We start from the raw sequence: 17,190 nt of genomic DNA on the forward strand, positions 1-17,190 counted from the left end.
GTCAGCTGCCCTGCTCGATCAACTCGTTGCCCTTGGACTGGGCGTCCTCGAGGGCGTCCTCGGCGCTCTTCTTGCCCTGCATGGCCAGCTGGATCTGGGCCGAGATGGCGTTCAACTCGCCCGGTGTGAGGGCGACTTCGTCGGCGGTCGCCGTCTTTCGGTCACTGGCCACGATCTTCCGGGCCTCGGCGAAGGGGTCGGTGCCCTTGACCGACTGGAAGAACGGGTCGTCCAGGGAGGCCGTGGTCGACGGGAAGATGACCACGTTCGGGTCCTTCGCCCACTCCAGCTGGTTCTTCGCGTTGGTCAGGAACTGCGCGAACGCGAGTGCGGTCACCGCGTTCTTGCTGGTGGAGGCGGTGCCTATGTACTGCGGGGCGCCGACGGTGTGGCCGAGGTCGTCCAGCATGAAGCGGGCGACGCCGGTCTTCTTGTAGACGGTCGGGTTGTTCTGCTGGATGAACCGCAGGAAGTTGGGGTTGGTGGGGCCGTAGACCAGCTTGGCCTGGCCGTAGACGTTGGCCGGGTCCTGCGTGGAGGAGAGCGAGTCCCGGGGCATCCCGCCGGCCTTGTACAGCTTGGTCATGGCCTCGACCCACCGCACGGTCTTCGGATCGTCGGCGAAGGTGAACGACTTGCCGTCGGCGGAGAAGATCTGGATGCCCATCTGCTGCCAGTCGGCCGGGATGCGCAGCTGCGGGTTGGCGAGGAAGGCGTAGTACTTGCCGCCCGAGGCCCTGGCCACCTTCTCGGCGTCGTCGAACAGACCGAGGACGGTCGTCGGAGGTTTGGCCGGGTCCAGGCCCGCCTTCTTCATCAGCTCGGTGTTGAAGGTCTGCACGATGCCGCCGGAGTACCAGGGCAGCACGGAGTGCACCTCGGTGCCGGAGGCGTCCGCGTACAGGCTCGACTTCCACAGCGCGGGGACGAACGGCTCGCCCGCGTCCGGGGCCTTCTTGTCCAGGTCGAGCAGATAGCCGTTCCTGGTGAGCGCGATCGCCGTGTTGACGTTGATGTTCACGACGTCCGGCAGGGTGCAGCCCTGTGCGTCGGCGACCAGGCGCTGGGTGAAGGTGGCGTCGCCCGGGTCGTCGATCCACTTCACCTTCGCGTCCGGGTGCTCCTTCTCGAAGGCGGCGATGACGCCGTTGAAGTAGTCGCCGAAGTCCTTCTTCAAGTTGGTCGTCTGGAAGGTGATGCTGCCCTTGACGTCCCCGGAGAGCTCACCGGACCCGACGTTCGCCTTGTCGACCTTGCAGCCGCCGGCGGTGGCGTCGCCGTCGTCGGAGCCGCCGGAGAGGCCGCAGCCGGCGGCCGCGAGGGACAGGGCCGCGATACAGGTCAGGGTGCGGGTCAGTCTTCTTGCGCGCATGTCGGGGGCCTCCTGCGACCAAGTGGCAAGGGAAGGGGCTGGGTCAATGCGGCTGGTTCAATTCACCAACTTCAGCTCCGGGTGATGAAAATGTGGACCACAATTCATCGGAGGTCAATGGGCTGCCGTGTTGCTTTTGGGTTCCGGTCGGGTCAGTGCCGGTGTTCGTGATCCTGGTGTGCGGGGTCACCGGGGTGTTCGTGTCCGGGGGCGTACACCACGCCCGTCCGGGCGCGGTCCAGCCAGTCGAAGAACGCCCGCCGTCCCGCCGCGCGGCGCAGATCGCGGATGATCGCCTCGCGGACCTGCTCGTACGGGAGGACGTCCGCGGTTTCGTGGTAGGGGTCGACGCCGCTTCTGAGCGCCTGCGGGGTGAGGAAGCGGTCACGGTTGCGGTCGTAGTAGTCCCGTGCCGCGGCTTCGGGGATGCCTTGTTCTGCCTCCAGTTCGGAGAGGAGGGCGCGGGCGGCGGGGGAGTGGGCGAGGGCCGCGGCGACGATGCTGCCGAGGTCTGCGACGTCGCGCTCCGCGGGGAGTGCCGCGTTGGGTTGTGGGTCGTGTGCGGCGCCGTCGTGGCTGGTCGCGCCCACGCGGCGGAGCCGCATATCGACACCGCCCGCGCCCCTTTGGGGCGTTGCCGAACCGGCGTCGAGCAGTCCGCGTTCCGTGCAGGCCCGCCGGGCGAGTTCGTCGATCACCACCACCTGCGTCGCCCACCGCCGCCGCTGCCGCTCGGCCCGTGCGAGCGCCTCGGGGCGGGCCGCGCGGTCGAGGGGAGGTACGACCGTCAGGAGGGCGTCGACACGGGCCTTGGCGACGGCTTGGCCGTGAACCAGGGCCGCGTGATTCGGCCCTGCGGCGTGCTCCCTCACGGCGTCACCTCCAGCTCCACAGCCGCCGTATACGCCACGCACCCGTGCCAGCCCACCTTCGCCATCAGCCAGTACGAACCCGGCGGCACCGCCCCGCCGTCCACCTCGATCACGCGTTCCGCCTGCTCGCCGCCGGCCACCGTGAAGCCCTGGCAGGCCGGCGTCACGCCCGCCCAGGTCCCCCAGGAGGAGACCGCCCAGAGCGTCCCGCTGACCGGGCCCCGGGTCGGGTTGAGCAGGGTCACGGGGATGCGGGCCCGGTCGCCGCGTCGTACGCTGATCCGTTCGACTCCCAGCCGTGTCACCAGTGTTGGACCCTTGTGTCCGTCCCCCACATCCAGCGCCACGACGTCCTCGTACGTCTGCCCGCCGTACGTCAGCCGGGCGGCGAGCCAGTGTCGGCCGGGATCGGGGTCGGACGGCGGGGTCACCGTGGCCTCCGCGACCGTGAAGCCGCCTGGGCCCAGCGCGTACGGCAGCTCCGCCGGTTCGACGGACCAGCCGGGCGGGACGTGCAGGGTCGCCGTGCCCGACACCGGCGCGTCGGTCAGTTCCGAGCCGATCCGGACCGTTGCCGTGACCGGGCCGTCGGAGACGGTGAGGGTGGTCGGGGAGACGTACACCGCGACCGGCATGTTGCCGCGTGGGGCAGGGCCGCAGTTGTGGAGCCAGTAGCGGGTGCGGACGGGCTGGGCCGGTTCGTGGGCGGCGATGCCGGGGCCGGGTGAGGGCTGCGTTTCGGCGGCCGTGGCGAGCAGGGTCGTCACCTCGAAGCCGGTCAGGTCGAGTTCGAGTGCGCCCTGGCCGGCGGGCGTCAGCGGCTCGCCCCGCCGCTCCAGTACGTCCGCCCGCGCACCGTCCGTCCACTCCCGAGGCCCGCGCACCCGCGCCCGCACCGGCCGCCCGTTGACCTCATGCACCCGTACGACGACCCCGCGCCCGGGATCGGCCGCCGCCACGCTCCCGCGCGCCAGGGGCGACCCGACCGGCTTGAGTGCGTCGAGCAGCACCTCCCCGGCGGGGTCGAGGCCCAACAGCACGGCCTTCCGGGGCAGTACGGCATCCTCGGCGGCCGTCTCCCTCAGCCGCGCCGTCAGCGGATGGTTGAACGCGTGCCCGGCCTGGGGCAGCCGCAGCTCCCGCCAGTCTCCCGTGCCCGCGACGACGGCGTACTCGAAGGTGTGGGACCAGCGCTGGAGCTGGAAGGCGGACCCGTCGGGGGCCGTGCGCCGGGGCGGGTCGACCCAGATGCCGGAGGGCCAGCCGGTGCAGGAGCGCATCAGGGACATGTAGAGGTCGCCGGACGACGTCACCACGCAGCCCGGCGTCCCGCGGTTCAGGACCGCGAAGCTGCGGCCGTCCCACGCGTCGCCGGGCGGCAGCGCCTCCCCGCCGCCCGCCGCCGTGGCCCGCAGGGCCGCGTCGTCCAGGTCGGCGATCAGCGCGTCCACGGCCTTGGCGTCGTCCTCGGGCCGGGCGCCCGCCACCACGAGCAGCGGCAGCCGCTCCAGGTCGCGCAGGTCGGCGCCGGGCACCCACTCCTCGCGCAGCGAGGCCCGCGGCGCGACCCAGACGGCCGCCACGCCCCGCTCGGCGAGCTGTCGGCGCAACTCGCGCCCGGCGGCCGGGTCCCAGCCGAGGGCCTCGGCGACCAGCGAGTTGCGCTCGGGGGCGCCGACCGCGATCCGGATGTCGGGCAGGTTGGAGTCGACCTCCAGGTCGCCGTAGCGCGGGCCACCGGCGATCGTCGAGGTCGCCGTCACGCCCACGCGCACCAGGGCCGCCGCCAGCCCGGTGCCCAGCTCGCCGGCGTCGTCCCAGGAGGAGTACACCAACTCGGCGACACCGATGGACCGTTCCCCGAGCGGACGGCCGGAGCCGTCGGAGACCGCGACCCGCGCGGTGGAGCCCAGCCCGAACCAGGTGTTGGCGGGGTTGTCCAGCGTCCACGGGAACCGCTCGCTGTCCACCTCCACGAACCCGAACCCACGCCCGATCACCGCGTCGGCCACCTCGTGCACCGGCAGCCCGCCGCGCACGTCGGAGGGCCAGCGGACCCGGATCAGGCGGTCGGCGCCGTCGTAGCCGTCGACGGTGGTGGTGAGGTCGAGGCGATCGACGCCCTTCCAGAGCGTGAGTCGCTGGGTGTAGCGGAACAGGCCGAGGTCGGCGCGGACGGTGATACGTGATCCGGCGGGGGAGTGCTCGACATCGATGTCGGCCGTGACGTCGCGGCTGCGGGCGGCCGTCGTGCCGGTCGGTGTGAGGTGCCAGGGGCCCTCGCCGAAGCGCGGGTGCCTGGAGTACTCCTCCTGCACGACCAGTTCGTTGCCGATGTCGCCCGCGCGCAGCAGTTCCCGGCCGTCCTCCGCCAACGCCCGCAGGCTGCTGACCGCTCCTCCGCGCGCGGGGTCGACCGTCACCTCGTAGAACTCGTTGCGGATGGTGGCGCCTTCGGCGTGCGTCCACTCGGGGACGCTGCCCTCGGCGAGCGGGAGCGCCTTGAGTCCCATGCCGGGCACCTCCGGTACGACGACGCGGAGTGCGCCGTCCTCCCGTACGGCGGGCAGCGGCAGCCCGGTGTCGTCGAGCGGGACGAGCCCGGGGTCCTCGACCGCCAGAACGTCCCGCCGCTCCCAGGTCGCCGCGTTGAAGACCACCAAGTCCGATGCTCCGCCCGGTAGTTGGGCCACCTTGCGCGCAAGGGCGTCGGTCGCGTCGGCGTGCACGGTCCGCGCCAGGTCGTACAGCTCCCGCCAGCCGGTGAGCAGGTCGATGTAGACCTGGTCCGACTCCGAGCCGGTGATGGCGTCGTGATGGGCGCCGTAGATCAGCTGCCGCCAGGCCTTGTCGAGCGCCGCGTCCGGGAAGGGGCGCGCGGTGATCATCGAGGCGAGTGTCGCCCAGGCCTCCGCGTCGGCGAGCAGGGTCTCGCCGTGGCGCTGGGCCTGCTTGGTGTCGATGTAGGAGACGTCCTTGCCGGTGTAGACCGGGTTCATGTCCCGCGTCTGCGGCGACGCCTTGCGGCCCTGCGCCTCCAGTTCCGACCGCACGGCCGCGAAGAAGTCCCTCGGGATGCCGCTGACGAAGCGCGGCCAGACGTACCGGGCGTTCCAGCCCCGGTGGATGTCCATCACCCAGCGGCAGGGCGGCGCGTAGTCACCGCCGACCGGGAGCAGGACGTTGCGGGTGAGCGCGACCTGCTTCAGCCCCTTGAACAGCTTGAGCGCGGCCGCCTCCGCCTCGGGGAGCGTGGGCGCGTTGTCGATCGCCCAGCCGGCGCCGTAGTGGTTGACCATGTAGGCGGTGAGGATGCCGCGCCCCGACGGGGCGATCCAGTCGAACTCCGCCGGGAACTGCATCCGCTTCGGGTCCCGCGGCTCCTCGCCGAACACGGAGAGGGTCGGCCCCCACTGGTGGAAGGGCCCGCGCGCCCACGAACTGGAGCTCACCCCCGCGTCCGCCATCAGCCCCGGGAACTGCGGATCGTGCCCGAACGCGTCCAGCTGCCAGGCCGTCTCCGGGGACGCCCCGATGATCCCGCGCTGGAAGCCGTCGCCGTACAGCGCGTTGCGTACGGTCGCCTCGGCGCCGGTGAGGTTGGTGTTCGGCTCGTTGTAGGTGCCGCCCATGATCTCGACGCGGCCGGTGCGGATCAGCTGGCGCAGGAAGGCGCGTTCCTCCGGGAAGGCGTCCCAGTAGGGCTTGAGGTAGTCGACCTCCGCGAGCACGAAGGTGTACGCCGGGTCGCGCCGGGCCAGATCGCTGTGGGCGCGGACCAGGCTCGTCCCGGACTGGCCGCGCGAGTCGAAGGTGCGGGCGGGCAGGCCGGTGCCGGCGGGGTCGTCGGCGACGTCCCAGGTCTCGGTGTAGGCGCCCTGGGTGTTCCACCAGACCGGGTCGTAGTGGAAGTGGCTGACCATGAACATGGTCCAGCCGGGTTCGGCGGCCGTGAACCTGGCGGAGTGCTCCGCGGTTCGCGCCGGGTCCTCGGCGTCCGCGGCGGTGACCCTGACATGCGTGCCGTCGCCGGGAGCGAGGTCGGTCGTGACCGGTATCTCGGCCCGTACGGTGCCGTCGTCTCCCGTGGTCGCCTCGGCGGTGCCGCCGACCCCCGGCCCCTCGACGGTGAGGCGGACGGCCCGGCCGGGTTCATGCCCGATCTCGACGGCCACCACCTGCTGCGGACGGTCCTCGGTGCCGACGAAGAGCTCGGTCGACTCGACAGAGATGACGCGCATGGGGCTCCTACGAGTGCTCGTGGGGAGCCCCATCCTGGCACCGAGGAGTTGGTTCAAACAACCATCTCTGTGTTTCCTTGGTGGTTCATCCATGCAGTCCCGGACGGGGGTGGAGGGGCTCAGCGCGTCCGGCGCGACTTCACCGCGTGCTGCGGCGTGATGTGGTCGGTCAGTGCCAGCGAGGCGCTCGCGCGCTGGTAGGAGACCTGACCGACCCTGACGTAGAGGCAGTCGACGATCATCAGGACGGAGTGCCGGCCGCCGATGCTGCCCGTGCGGAAGCTGGTCTCCGAGGTGGACGAGATGAGCCGGATGTCGGCGGCCTTGGCCAGGGGTGAGCGTGGGTCGGTGGTGATGGCGATGGTGGTGGCGCCCCGCTCCTTGGCCATCTCGAACGGTTCGAGGGTCTCGCGCGTGGCACCGGAGTGGGAGATGCCTATGGCCACGTCGGCGGGGGTGAGCAGGGCCGCCGAGGTGGCCGCGCCGTGCACCTCGGTCCAGCCGCGGACCTGGCAGCCGATGCGGAACAGCCGCGTCTCCGTCTCCTGCGCCACCGCGCCGCTGCCGCCGACGCCGTAGACGTCGATACGCCGGGCACGTGCCAGGGCCTGGGCCGCGCGCTCCAGCGCGTCCAGGTCGATCCGGTCGATGGTCTGCTGGATCGCGCGCAGATCCGCGCTGCCGACCACCTGGACGACCCGCTCGAGGCTGTCGTCGGGGGAGATGTCCGGGCCGATCTCGGCGGTGCCCCAGTCGGAGACCTCGCCCCGGCCGCGCTCCTGGGCCAGCTCGATCAGCAGATGCTGGTAGGAGTCGAGGCCGATGGCCCGGCAGAAGCGGGTCACCGTCGCCTGGGAGGTGCCGGTGCGGCGGCCCAGCTCGGCGGCCGAGCAGTGGGTGACGGCGGCCGGATCCTCCAGGATCAGCTCGCCGACCTTCCGCAGGGAGCCGGCCAGCCGGGGCAGTTCGGTGCGGATCAGTGTGGTGACGTCCGTCGGGGGCATGGGAAGAAGGTATCAGCCACCGTTTGTCCCACAGCTTGAATACCAGGACCGGGCCAGGGGCGGAGCGGGGGCGAGCCGGGACGGAGCCGGCGGGCTCATTGCCCGTACCATCCGGTGTGTGATTTATTGATTCATCGATGAGGTAGTACGAGGTGGTTCAATCCACCGGTGGGGAGTGACGCGTGTCCGACGAGTCCGTGAGCGCCCGGCGCTTCGCACGCGAGAGCATGGCCGTCCTCGACCGCGTGACCGAGTCCGCCCAGGGCGACGTGGCCCGCGCCGCGGGGCTGATCGCCGACTGTGTGCGCGCGGACGGCGTGATCCAGGCCTTCGGCACCGGGCACTCCCAGGCCGTCGTCCTCGAACTCGCCGGACGGGCCGGCGGGCTGGTCCCGACGAACCGGCTGAGCATCGCCGACCTCGTCCTGTACGGCGGCGAGTCCCCGGGCGTCCTCGACGACCCGCTCCTGGAGCGCCGCGCCGGAGTCGCCGCCCGGATCTACGACCTCGCCGCACCGCGCCCCCAGGACCTCTTCGTCGTGATCTCCAACTCCGGGGTCAACAACGTGATCGTGGAGATGGCCCTGCGGGCCAAGGAGCACGGCCACCGCGTCCTCGCCATCACCTCCCTCACCCACACCCGCGCCGTCCCCGCCGGCCACCCGAGCGGCAAGAAGCTCGCCGACCTCGCCGACGTCGTCCTCGACAACCGGGCCCCGCGCGGTGACGCGCTGCTGGAGCTCCCGGAGGGCGGCGCGGTCTGCGCCCTGTCCACGCTGACCGGCGTGCTGCTCGTCCAGATGGCCGTGGCCGAGGCCTCCGCCCGGCTCATCGCCGCTGGGGAACGCCCGCCGGTGTACGTCTCGGCCAATGTGCCCGGCGGCTTCGAGGGCAACCTGGAACTGGAGAAGCGGTACGCCGGACGGATCCGGCGCACCGCCAGTTGATCACTGCGGCGCGCTGATCACTCCACGGGTACCGGCGTCAGCGCCACGGCCAGCGGATAGGCCCCTGTCCGCAACGGCTCCTCGGTGGCGCCCGACGCGGTTCGGGTCCGTTCGGGAGCCAGGCTGCCGTAGGGGGCGCACACTGGATGTGTGTGCGTCGGTGCTCAAGGGGGTGTCGGCATGGCTGCGTCGGAGTGCCCGAGGGTGCGGCTGTGGCGGTGGCGGCGCAGCCCACTGAGGCGGCGCAGTGACCTCGTCGAGGCCTGGGTCGTGTTGTGCGCGTGGGTGTTCGCGCTGGTCGGCGCGCTGTTCGCGGGGATGGTGGCGGCGGACGCGGTCACGCACTCCGCCGAGGAGCAGCGGGCCCAGAGCCGCAAGGTGACGGCCGTACTGGTGAAGGACGCGCAGGCACCGGAGGCCTCGCGGGTCGGCACCGACCATCTCGTGTGGGGCGTGGTCCGGTGGACCGACCCCGACGGCACGATCCGCACGGACGACGCACGGGTGCCGCCGAAGTCGCAAGCGGGCAGCAAGGTCGACGTGTGGGCGGACCGGAACGGCGCCGTCGTCAACCAGCCGCTGTCCGAGACCGAGATCCTGCTGCACGCGATCGCCGGTGGCGTCCTGGCCGCGGGGGCGGCCGGCGGCGTCGTGGTCGGGTGCTCCTGGCTGGTGCGGCTGGGGCTGGAGCGGCGGCGGATGGAGCAGTGGGCCGCGGAGTGGGAGCGGATGGACACCCCGTGGGGATGGAAGACGGGCTGACCCGGAAGCCGGGCTGACACGGCACCCGTCGCCGCGGCCGAGCCGAACCGAGCCGTGGCGAGGGATGCCGTACCGCTGTGTGACGTTCCCGCTCCGTCAGCCGGCCGACGGGCTCGGGGCCGGGGAGGCGGTGTTGAGGTCCTGCAGGTCCTTCGGGATGTTGAGGACGAGGACCGGGGTGCCCGGCTGCGGCGGGGGCGGGGTGGTCTGGTCCTTGGGGAGCTTCGGCGGGGTGGTCTGCTGGAAGTTGTTCGCGTCGAAGTTCACCAGGCCGGTCTTCTCCAGGACCGTCATGTGGTCGAGCACGGTGTCGTTCGCCTGGTCGGCCAGCTGACGGACCAGCGTGTTCTGGGTGTTCGCCCGGATCTTCGCGACCACGGGGAAGATCTGGCCATGGGTCACCCGCATGATGGCGGTCGCCGTGGCGTCGAACTCCTGGCCGCTCTTGGAGTCCGCGGTCGCCACGAACTGCTGCTGCTGCGGGCTCGCCTGGTTGGGCAGGGTGATGCCCAGTTCGGGCGCGATCTTGCGGCAGGTCTCGTCGAGTCGGCCGTGCCCGACGACCAGGTGCTCCCCGGCCTCCTTCATCGCCGCGGTCGTGCCCTTCCGCATCGAGATCAACCCGAGCGGGTGCTCCCACAGACCCGCCGCGCGGACCTTGACGACGAAGTCCCGGTCGGCCTCGGTCAGCGGGCCGTAGCGGGTGTTGGCGATGATGCGGTCCTGGTTGGCGGAGGTGTTCTCCACGCCCAGCATGGCGGGGTAGGCGAGCGCGGAGAGGGTGAGGACGAGGGCGCCTCCCACGAAGACGGTGCCTACCATGCGGCGCGAGACGGGCATCGTTACTCCTGACGTGAACGGCCGGTACCCCTTCAGGTACGGATGGATCACGCGAAACAATCATCGCCGCGGGAAAAAACTTGCGGTCCGCTGTGCGTCGTCCGTCACAATCCACCGCGAAACGCGCGTACGGCACGCGCCGCGCGTCCGCCACGGCTCCCCCGCCCGGCCCGCTACGGCGCTCGGCGTCCCTCCGCGACCAGGGCGGCCACCTGACGCGCGTACTCGGCGGGGTGGGTGACGTGCGGGACGTGTCCGGCGCCTTCGAAGGTGTACGTCGCCGCCCGGGGGAGCGCGCCGCCGAGCCGGCCGACGATCCTGGCGAACCACGGCGGGCTCTCGCTGCCCTTCGTGAGCAGGGCCGGCCCGGGGTAGCCGGAGAGCCGGCCGAGGTCGAGATCGGCCCACTGCGGGTCGCCCTGCTCGTCCGCGAACGTGGGCGCGTTGGCGCGGAACGTCTCCCGCACCCGGTCCGGCATCCGCTCCCACTCCCCGGGGCCGAACGCGACCTCGTCCACGAACTGCCGTGCCCCCGCGGCCGTTTCACCCGCCCGCAACCGGTCGACGACGGACGCCATGAGCCGCTCGGTGGCCGCCATCAGCGGCCGCGCCTCGGGGTCGTCGGCCACGATGCCCATGAGCGGCGGCTCGTGCGCGACGATGCCCCGGAAGAGCTCCGGACGGCGGGTGGCCAGGCCCAGCGCCGTCGACGCGCCGAAGGAGTTGCCCGCGACGAACGCCGGGGCGAAGCCGAGGGTCTCCATCAGGGCCGCCAGATCGTCCTCGTCCTCGCGTCGTGCCCCCTGTCCCGGCGGACGCTCGCTGCGGCTGTGCCCGCGACGGTCGTACACCAGCACGCGGTGGTCGCGGGTGAGGGCCGCCAGGGCCGGGACCCAGTTGTGGTGGTCGCCCCAGGACCCATGGACCAGGACCAGCGGAGCGCCGTCGCCCGCCACCTCGTAGAAGAGCTCGACGCCGTTCACCGCGACCTGTGGCATGCCCTTTGCTCCCCTTGTCGATCAGCGCAGATGGCGTTCGAAGAAGGCCATGGTGACGTCCATGGAATCCGGCCAGCGCGGCCCGAAGGTGTGCCCCTCGCCCTGGTACGTCCGCAGCTCCACGTCCTTGCCCGCCGCCTCGAACGCGGCGACCGTCGCCCTCGTCCACGCCGGCGGGCAGGTGTCGTCGGCGCTGCCGTGGTGGATCAGCAGGGGCTCGGTGACCCGGTCGACGTACGTGACCGGGGAGACCTGCCGCCAGAACTGCGGGTTCTTCTCGGGCGTACCGTGCGCGGCCTCGATCTCCTCGACGAGGGGATCGCCCTCGGGCCGCTGGAACCGGTCGATGTTCTGCTCCGGGCGCGAGCTGACCGGCGCGAAGACGACGGCCGCGTCGAACAGCCCCGGCGCCACGACCAGCGTGTTGTACACCACCCCACCGCCCATCGACCGCCCCAGCAGGCCGATCCGGTCGTCGTCGACGTTCGGCCGGGCGGCGGAGCGCAGCGCCAGGGCGGCGGCGATGACGTCCTCGGTGTAGCCGAGCCGCAGGTTGACGTCGTTGTCGGGGTCGTCGTCGGAGCCCGCGTGGTTGCGGTAGTCGGTGTGCAGGACGACGTAGCCGTTACGGGCGAGCAGGTCCTGTTCGCGGGGCATGCCCTGGCCGGTGCGGTAGACGTCGGGGTCGATATAGCCGTGCGCCAGGACGAGCGCCGGGAACGGGCCCTCGCCGCGGGGGACGTTCATGATCCCCGAGATGGTCAGGTCGTTCGCGCGGTACGTGACGGCGTACTGCGTGTAGGCGTCGGTGCGCACGCGTGCGGCGCCGAGGCGGAGGTCGGAGCCGTGGTGCTCGCGCTGCATCAGGGCGGGGAGGGAGACGGGGTCGGCGGGCGTCGGGGAGGGCGAGGGCGGCGCGGCGGGGGCTTCGCTCGTGGCCCGGGGTGACGTCGGCGGGGCCGCGGTACGAGCCGTGTCCCGGCCGTCGGTCCCGGTGCAGCCCGCGGCGGCCACCAGCGCGAGCGCGGCGGAGAGACACGAGGCGCCCCGCAGGAACCGCATGACGTCCAGTATCCGGCCCTCGGTCTGCGGACGCTTCCGCTCCGCGAGGCCTGAGCGATCCGTTGTGAGCCACATCACATGGGGCTAGGGTGATAGCGCTTGGAGAAGCCTCGCCGGGCCGTGGGCCGAGTGGCGGTGTGCGCGACCGGGACGGCTTCAGGTGAGGGAAGTGATCCCGTTGTCCGTCGCCTGGGACGACATCGGCGGGCTCGTCGATGCCCACGAACGATTCCTCGCCGGCTCACTCGTCGAGTCGGACGTCCGGGCCTCGGTGCTGGCCTCCTGGAAGCGATGCCGATCCGCGGGGCTCGAGCCGCACCGGCTGACGGTCCGCTACACCGAGGACGTGGCGCTGGACGACCGGGTTCTGCGTGCCGTGGACCCGGTCCTGCGGGAGCTGTCCGCCTCCCTCGCCCATGTGGGCATGACGATCGCGCTCTGCGACGCACAAGGGCGTATGGTCCAGCGGCTCGGTGGTGACCGACCGCTGCGCGAACGGCTCGACGCGGTCCGGTTCGCCCCCGGCTTCGACGCCTCGGAAGCGGTCGTGGGCACCAACGGCATCGGCACCGCCCTCGCCGAGCGCGGACCGGTCTACGTCGCCGGCCGGGAGCACTTCGCCGACTGTCTGCAGCCCTTCGCCTGCGCGGGGGCGCCCGTCCGGGATCCGCTCAGCGGGCGCATCGAGGCCGTCCTCGATCTCACCTGCCTGCGCGACCAGGGCGACCCGGCCATGGTGCGGATGGTCCGCGAGGCCGCCCGCACCATCGAGGTCCGGCTGCTGGAGCAGGCGACCCAACGCGAGCGGGCGCTCCTCGCCGCGTACCGGCTGGCCGACGGCCATGCGCGGGGCCGGGCGAAACAGCCCGCGCAAACGCCACCCGGCCAGGACCTCGGCGCCCTCGGCCGGCTCGACCTGGCGGTCCTGCGCGAGAAGGCCGAGGAACTCCTCGCCTCACCGCACCGCACCCTCGACGAGATCACCCTGCCCAGCGGCCGGAACGCCACGCTGTTGCGCCGGCCGGTGCGGGGAGCGGCCGGGGAGAGCGGGGTCGCGGTGGAGGTACGGGTGCTCGGCGGGGCTCGCCTGCGGCATGTGCGGTCGGCGTCGGTGGGCGGGCTGGGACTGGACGCGTTGACCGTGCGGGGCGTGGGCGGGGCGGGGGCCGCCGGCGTTTCCGCCGGGCAGGGCACGGTCGGGCCGGCCGTGCGGGGTCCGGGTGGGCCGGTGGCGAGGTCCCCGGCACCGTCGCGCGGGTCCGCGGCGCCCGCGCCACCCGCGCCTGCGTCCGCGGCGCCTTCCGCAGCGGTGCCGCCGCCCGCACAAGGCATGCCGACCACGCGGCGGGTGCCGCCCACCTCCGCCGAGTCACCGCCGCTCACACCGGCATCCGCCCGCCCCGCGCCCGAGTCCGTCGGAGCACCGCCCGCGCCGACCCGGCCCGCAGCGCCGCCCGCCGCGACGCACACGGTCGTACCCCAGCCGCACACCACCCGGCCCGCACCGGACGCCGAACGTGACGGCGACCGTGCCGCCCCCACCCTCGAACCCCCGCCCCGGCCCGCCACCCTCCCCGAACCCGAGCCGGACGGCGTCGGCGCCGACGGCTGGCTGCTGCTCGTCGGCGAGCCCGGTGTCGGGCGGCTGGCCGTGCTCGCGCGGCGGCGGCTGGAGTTGCTGCACGACGCGAGCGTCCGCATCGGCACCACCCTCGACGTGACCCGCACCGCGGAGGAACTCGCCGAGGTGACGGTCCCCCGGTTCGCCGACTTCGTCGCCGTGGATCTGCCCGACCCCGTGCTGCGCGGAGAGGAGCCCGAAGTGCTCGGCGGCCGCACCGCGTTGCGGCGGGTCGCCATACGGGCCGTACGCAAGGATCCGCACAACCTGTACGACGTCGGCGACCTCGTCGAGTACGTCCCGTCCACGCCGCAGGCCCGTTCCCTGGAGACCAGACAGTCCGTGCTGGAACCCGTCCTGTCCGAGGCGGGCGGCTGGATCGCGCAGGACCCGGAGCGGCTGGAGCGGGTGCTCGCGGCCGGCATCCACTCCCTGATCACCGTGCCGCTGCGGGCACGCGGCACGACCCTCGGCGTGGTCAGCTTCTACCGTTCCCTGCGGCCCGCCCCCTTCGAGGACGACGACCTCTCCCTCGCCCAGGAACTGGTCGGCCGCGCGGCGATCTGCATCGACAACGCCCGCCGCTACACCCGCGAGCACAACACCGCCCTCACCCTGCAGCGCAGCCTGCTGCCGAGGGGCCGCCCCGAGCAGAGCGCCGTCGAGGTCGCCTACCGCTACCTCCCCGCGCAGGCCGGGGTCGGCGGCGACTGGTTCGACGTCATCCCGCTGTCCGGCGCCCGGGTCGCGCTCGTCGTCGGTGACGTCGTCGGCCATGGGCTGCACGCGGCCGCGACCATGGGCCGACTGCGTACCGCCGTCCAGAACTTCTGCTCCCTGGAGCTGCCGCCCGAGGACGTCCTCACCCACCTCGACGACCTGGTCGGCCGCCTCGACCGCGGCGAGGGCTGGGCCGCGGAGAGCTCCCCCGACTGCGGCATCGTCGGCGCCACCTGTCTGTACGCCGTCTACGATCCGGTGTCCCGGCGCTGCACCCTCACCCGCGCCGGGCACCCTCTGCCCGCGGTCGTCGCCCCCGACGGCACGGTCGAGTTCGTCGACCTGCCCTCCGGTCCGCCCCTGGGCCTGGGCGGCATGCCGTTCGAGACGGTCGAGCTGGAGCTGGCCGAGGGCAGCCAACTCGTGCTCTACACCGACGGGTTGATCGAGGACCGGCACCGCGACATCGACGCCGGTCTGGACAAGCTGCGCGTCGTGCTGGGCTGCGTGGGCCGCCCGCCGGAGGAGACCTGCGAGGCCGTCCTCGACGCCCTGCTCCCGGCCCGACCCGGCGACGACGTCGCGCTGCTCGTCGCCCGCACCCACGCCCTGGGCGCCGACCGGGTGGCCCAGTGGGACCTGCCCAGCGACCCGGCGGTCGTCTCCCGGGCGCGCGTGGCGGTCACCGAGCGGCTCGCCGCCTGGCATCTCGACGAGCTGGCCTTCACCACCGAGCTCATCGCCAGCGAACTGGTCACCAACGCCATCCGCCACGCCACCGGCCCCCTGCAGCTCCGCCTCCTGCGCGACCGCGCCCTGATCTGCGAGGTCTCCGACGGCAGCAGCACCTCACCGCGCCTGCGTCGTGCGCGCAGCGAGGACGAGGGCGGGCGCGGGCTGTTCCTCGTCGCGCAGCTCACCGAGCGGTGGGGGACGCGGTACTCGCCCCACGGGAAGATCATTTGGGCTGAGCAGCCGCTGCCGTGACGCCTCTGGGGGCTGCCGCCCCCAGACCCCCGCTTCGGCCCTTGAGGGGCCTCGTCCTCAAACTCCCCCAGAGGGGGCACCCCCAACGGGCTGAATATTGCCGACCGGGGTCACGACACCCCCGGCAACCCCGGCCCCGCACACCGCACATCCGCCCCCGGCGCGACCCCCTCGACGAGGTACGCCGCCACCGTCCCGTCCACGCACGCGTTCCCCCGGCTGGCGAACACCCCGTGGGAGTAGTCGTCGTCGAGGACCACCAGCCGGGAACCGGGCAGTACCTTCCGCAGCTGCCGGGCGCCCTCGATCGGCGTGACCGGGTCGTGTGCGGAGGCGACCAGCAGGACCGGCGGGGCGGCCGGACTGCCCAGCGGTGTGCGGTGGTTCGGGCGGTGGTGCCAGTACGCGCAGGTCGATGCCTCCATGCCGGTCAGGACCGGGTGCGGGTCGAGGCGGCGGGTGCGGTGGATGTCCGCCAGGATCTCGCGCGGGGTGGGTCCCGGGCCGTCCGCGCACTTCACGATCCGGTTGGCCGCCTCGTAGTTGCGGTTCTCCGGGCTGTCGAAGGCGGATGCGGGGCGCAGGCCGTCGGGGCTGCCGTCGGTCAGGTAGGTGTGCAGTCCGTCGGCGAGGCCCGCCCAGCGCTCGGTGCGGCCCAGGGCGCGATAGACGGCGCGGTCGAACTCCGCGGGGCCGAAGCCGTTCACCGGGCGGGCGGCGAGGCCGTGGCGTACGCGCAGGTACGAGCGCCGTACGGCGTCCGTGCCGGCGCCGAGTCCGAAGCGCTCCGCGTGCGCGGCCGTCCAGGCGAAGAAGGTGTCGCGGGCGCGTAGCATCGCACGGCTCTGGACGACGTCGAAGTCGTACCAGTCCCAGGGTCCGACCACGCTGTCCAGCACCATGCGGCCGACCCGGTGCGGGAACTGTGCCGCGTAGGCCGCGCCCAGATAGCTGCCGTACGAGACGCCGAGGAAGTTCGTCCGCGGCTCACCCAGCGCGGCGCGGATCGCGTCCATGTCGTACGCCGTCTGTTCGGTGGACAGGTACGGCAGCGTGTCCGTTCCCGCGCCCGCCGCGCAGTCGTCGGCCATGCGGCGCAGTGAGGTGAGGTACGTCCGCTCGGCCCGCGGGGTCGTCGGTACCGGGTCCGTGCCCGGGGCGGTGAACAGACCGCCCATCGGGCCGCAGTCCACCGGGGTGCTGAGGCCCACGCCGCGCGGGTCGAAGCCTATGACGTCGTACGAACGCCGCACGCTCGCGGGGAGTTTGGCGCGCTTGGTCACCGCGTAGGGGAGCCCGGAGCCGCCTGGGCCGCCGGGATTCACCAGCAGGACGCCGCGGCGCTCGGCCGGGGTGCCGGAGGCGGGGACGCGGGAGACGGCGATCTCGATGCGCCGGCCGGAGGGGTCGTTCCGGTCGAGCGGGACCGTGAGGCGCCCGCACTCCACGCGGTCGGGTGCGGGAGGGCTCGGTACGGAGTCCGGGCAGGGGCCGAAGGCGAGGGAGGCCGACGCGCGGGCGGGCGTGGCCGTGGCCGAGGGGAGCAGGGCGGCCGCGGCCGCGAGGGCGCACAGCAGGGCGGTGGGGCGGGGCGGGACGGACAAGAGGTCGCTCCGGAGGCAGCAGGCAGCAGGCGGCAGGAAGGGCAGCAGGGACAGCCGGGTAAGAACGGGGTAGCAAATGAAAATGATTATCGATAGCGTGTGCGTGTCAAGTCCGGCACCCCTCCCGTCGAGGGGTGTCCCGGGCTGCCCTGACGTCTGA

At 72.8% G+C, this 17,190-nt stretch carries 11 protein-coding genes; 3 read left to right on the forward strand and 8 right to left on the reverse strand.

The window, feature by feature from the left end:
- Window position 1: 1 nt before the first annotated feature.
- From EJ357_RS35910 to EJ357_RS35925, 4 genes are all read right to left on the reverse strand, one after another.
- A complete protein-coding gene (locus EJ357_RS35910; RefSeq protein ID WP_175647641.1) occupies window positions 2-1,372 on the reverse strand; it encodes an extracellular solute-binding protein in 1,371 nt (456 codons plus the stop codon).
- 152 nt (window positions 1,373-1,524) lie between these two features.
- The gene (locus EJ357_RS35915; RefSeq protein WP_126395837.1) at window positions 1,525-2,244 is read right to left on the reverse strand and encodes a peptidyl-prolyl cis-trans isomerase; all 720 of its coding nucleotides are present in this window, start codon (window positions 2,242-2,244) and stop codon (window positions 1,525-1,527) included.
- A complete protein-coding gene (locus EJ357_RS35920) occupies window positions 2,241-6,485 on the reverse strand; it encodes a glycoside hydrolase family 38 N-terminal domain-containing protein (RefSeq protein WP_126395838.1) in 4,245 nt (1,414 codons plus the stop codon). The genes EJ357_RS35915 and EJ357_RS35920 overlap by 4 nt, the downstream gene beginning before the upstream one ends.
- 119 nt (window positions 6,486-6,604) lie before the next feature.
- On the reverse strand, window positions 6,605-7,489 hold the full coding sequence (locus EJ357_RS35925; protein WP_126395839.1) for a MurR/RpiR family transcriptional regulator: 885 nt from the start codon (window positions 7,487-7,489) through the stop codon (window positions 6,605-6,607).
- Between the two features lie 182 nt (window positions 7,490-7,671).
- Between EJ357_RS35925 and EJ357_RS35930 the strand changes: the two genes are divergently transcribed.
- The gene (locus EJ357_RS35930) at window positions 7,672-8,436 is read left to right on the forward strand and encodes a sugar isomerase domain-containing protein (protein ID WP_126395840.1); all 765 of its coding nucleotides are present in this window, start codon (window positions 7,672-7,674) and stop codon (window positions 8,434-8,436) included.
- Between the two features lie 180 nt (window positions 8,437-8,616).
- A complete protein-coding gene (locus EJ357_RS35935; protein ID WP_175647642.1) occupies window positions 8,617-9,198 on the forward strand; it encodes an Rv1733c family protein in 582 nt (193 codons plus the stop codon).
- 96 nt (window positions 9,199-9,294) lie between these two features.
- Here EJ357_RS35935 and EJ357_RS35940 read toward each other — a convergent pair whose 3' ends face one another.
- The 3 genes from EJ357_RS35940 to EJ357_RS35950 all read right to left on the reverse strand — a co-directional run bounded on the left by EJ357_RS35940 (window position 9,295) and on the right by EJ357_RS35950 (window position 12,098).
- On the reverse strand, window positions 9,295-10,038 hold the full coding sequence (locus tag EJ357_RS35940) for a DUF4142 domain-containing protein (RefSeq protein WP_126395841.1): 744 nt from the start codon (window positions 10,036-10,038) through the stop codon (window positions 9,295-9,297).
- Between the two features lie 173 nt (window positions 10,039-10,211).
- Window positions 10,212-11,036 carry an alpha/beta fold hydrolase gene (locus tag EJ357_RS35945; protein WP_126395842.1) on the reverse strand — a complete coding sequence of 275 codons (825 nt, stop codon included), beginning with the start codon at window positions 11,034-11,036 and terminating at the stop codon, window positions 10,212-10,214.
- Between the two features lie 21 nt (window positions 11,037-11,057).
- Window positions 11,058-12,098 carry an alpha/beta hydrolase family protein gene (locus EJ357_RS35950; protein ID WP_228472719.1) on the reverse strand — a complete coding sequence of 347 codons (1,041 nt, stop codon included), beginning with the start codon at window positions 12,096-12,098 and terminating at the stop codon, window positions 11,058-11,060.
- A 169-nt stretch (window positions 12,099-12,267) separates the two neighbouring features.
- Here EJ357_RS35950 and EJ357_RS35955 point away from each other — a divergent pair, with 169 nt between their 5' ends.
- On the forward strand, window positions 12,268-15,426 hold the full coding sequence (locus EJ357_RS35955; protein WP_126395843.1) for a SpoIIE family protein phosphatase: 3,159 nt from the start codon (window positions 12,268-12,270) through the stop codon (window positions 15,424-15,426).
- Between the two features lie 110 nt (window positions 15,427-15,536).
- Here EJ357_RS35955 and EJ357_RS35960 read toward each other — a convergent pair whose 3' ends face one another.
- Complete coding sequence (locus EJ357_RS35960; RefSeq protein WP_126395844.1) at window positions 15,537-17,030, reverse strand: alpha/beta fold hydrolase; 1,494 nt, start codon at window positions 17,028-17,030, stop codon at window positions 15,537-15,539.
- Between the last annotated feature and the right edge of the window lie 160 nt (window positions 17,031-17,190).

The organism is Streptomyces cyaneochromogenes, assembly GCF_003963535.1.
Classification (GTDB): Bacteria; Actinomycetota; Actinomycetes; order Streptomycetales; family Streptomycetaceae; genus Streptomyces; species Streptomyces shaanxiensis.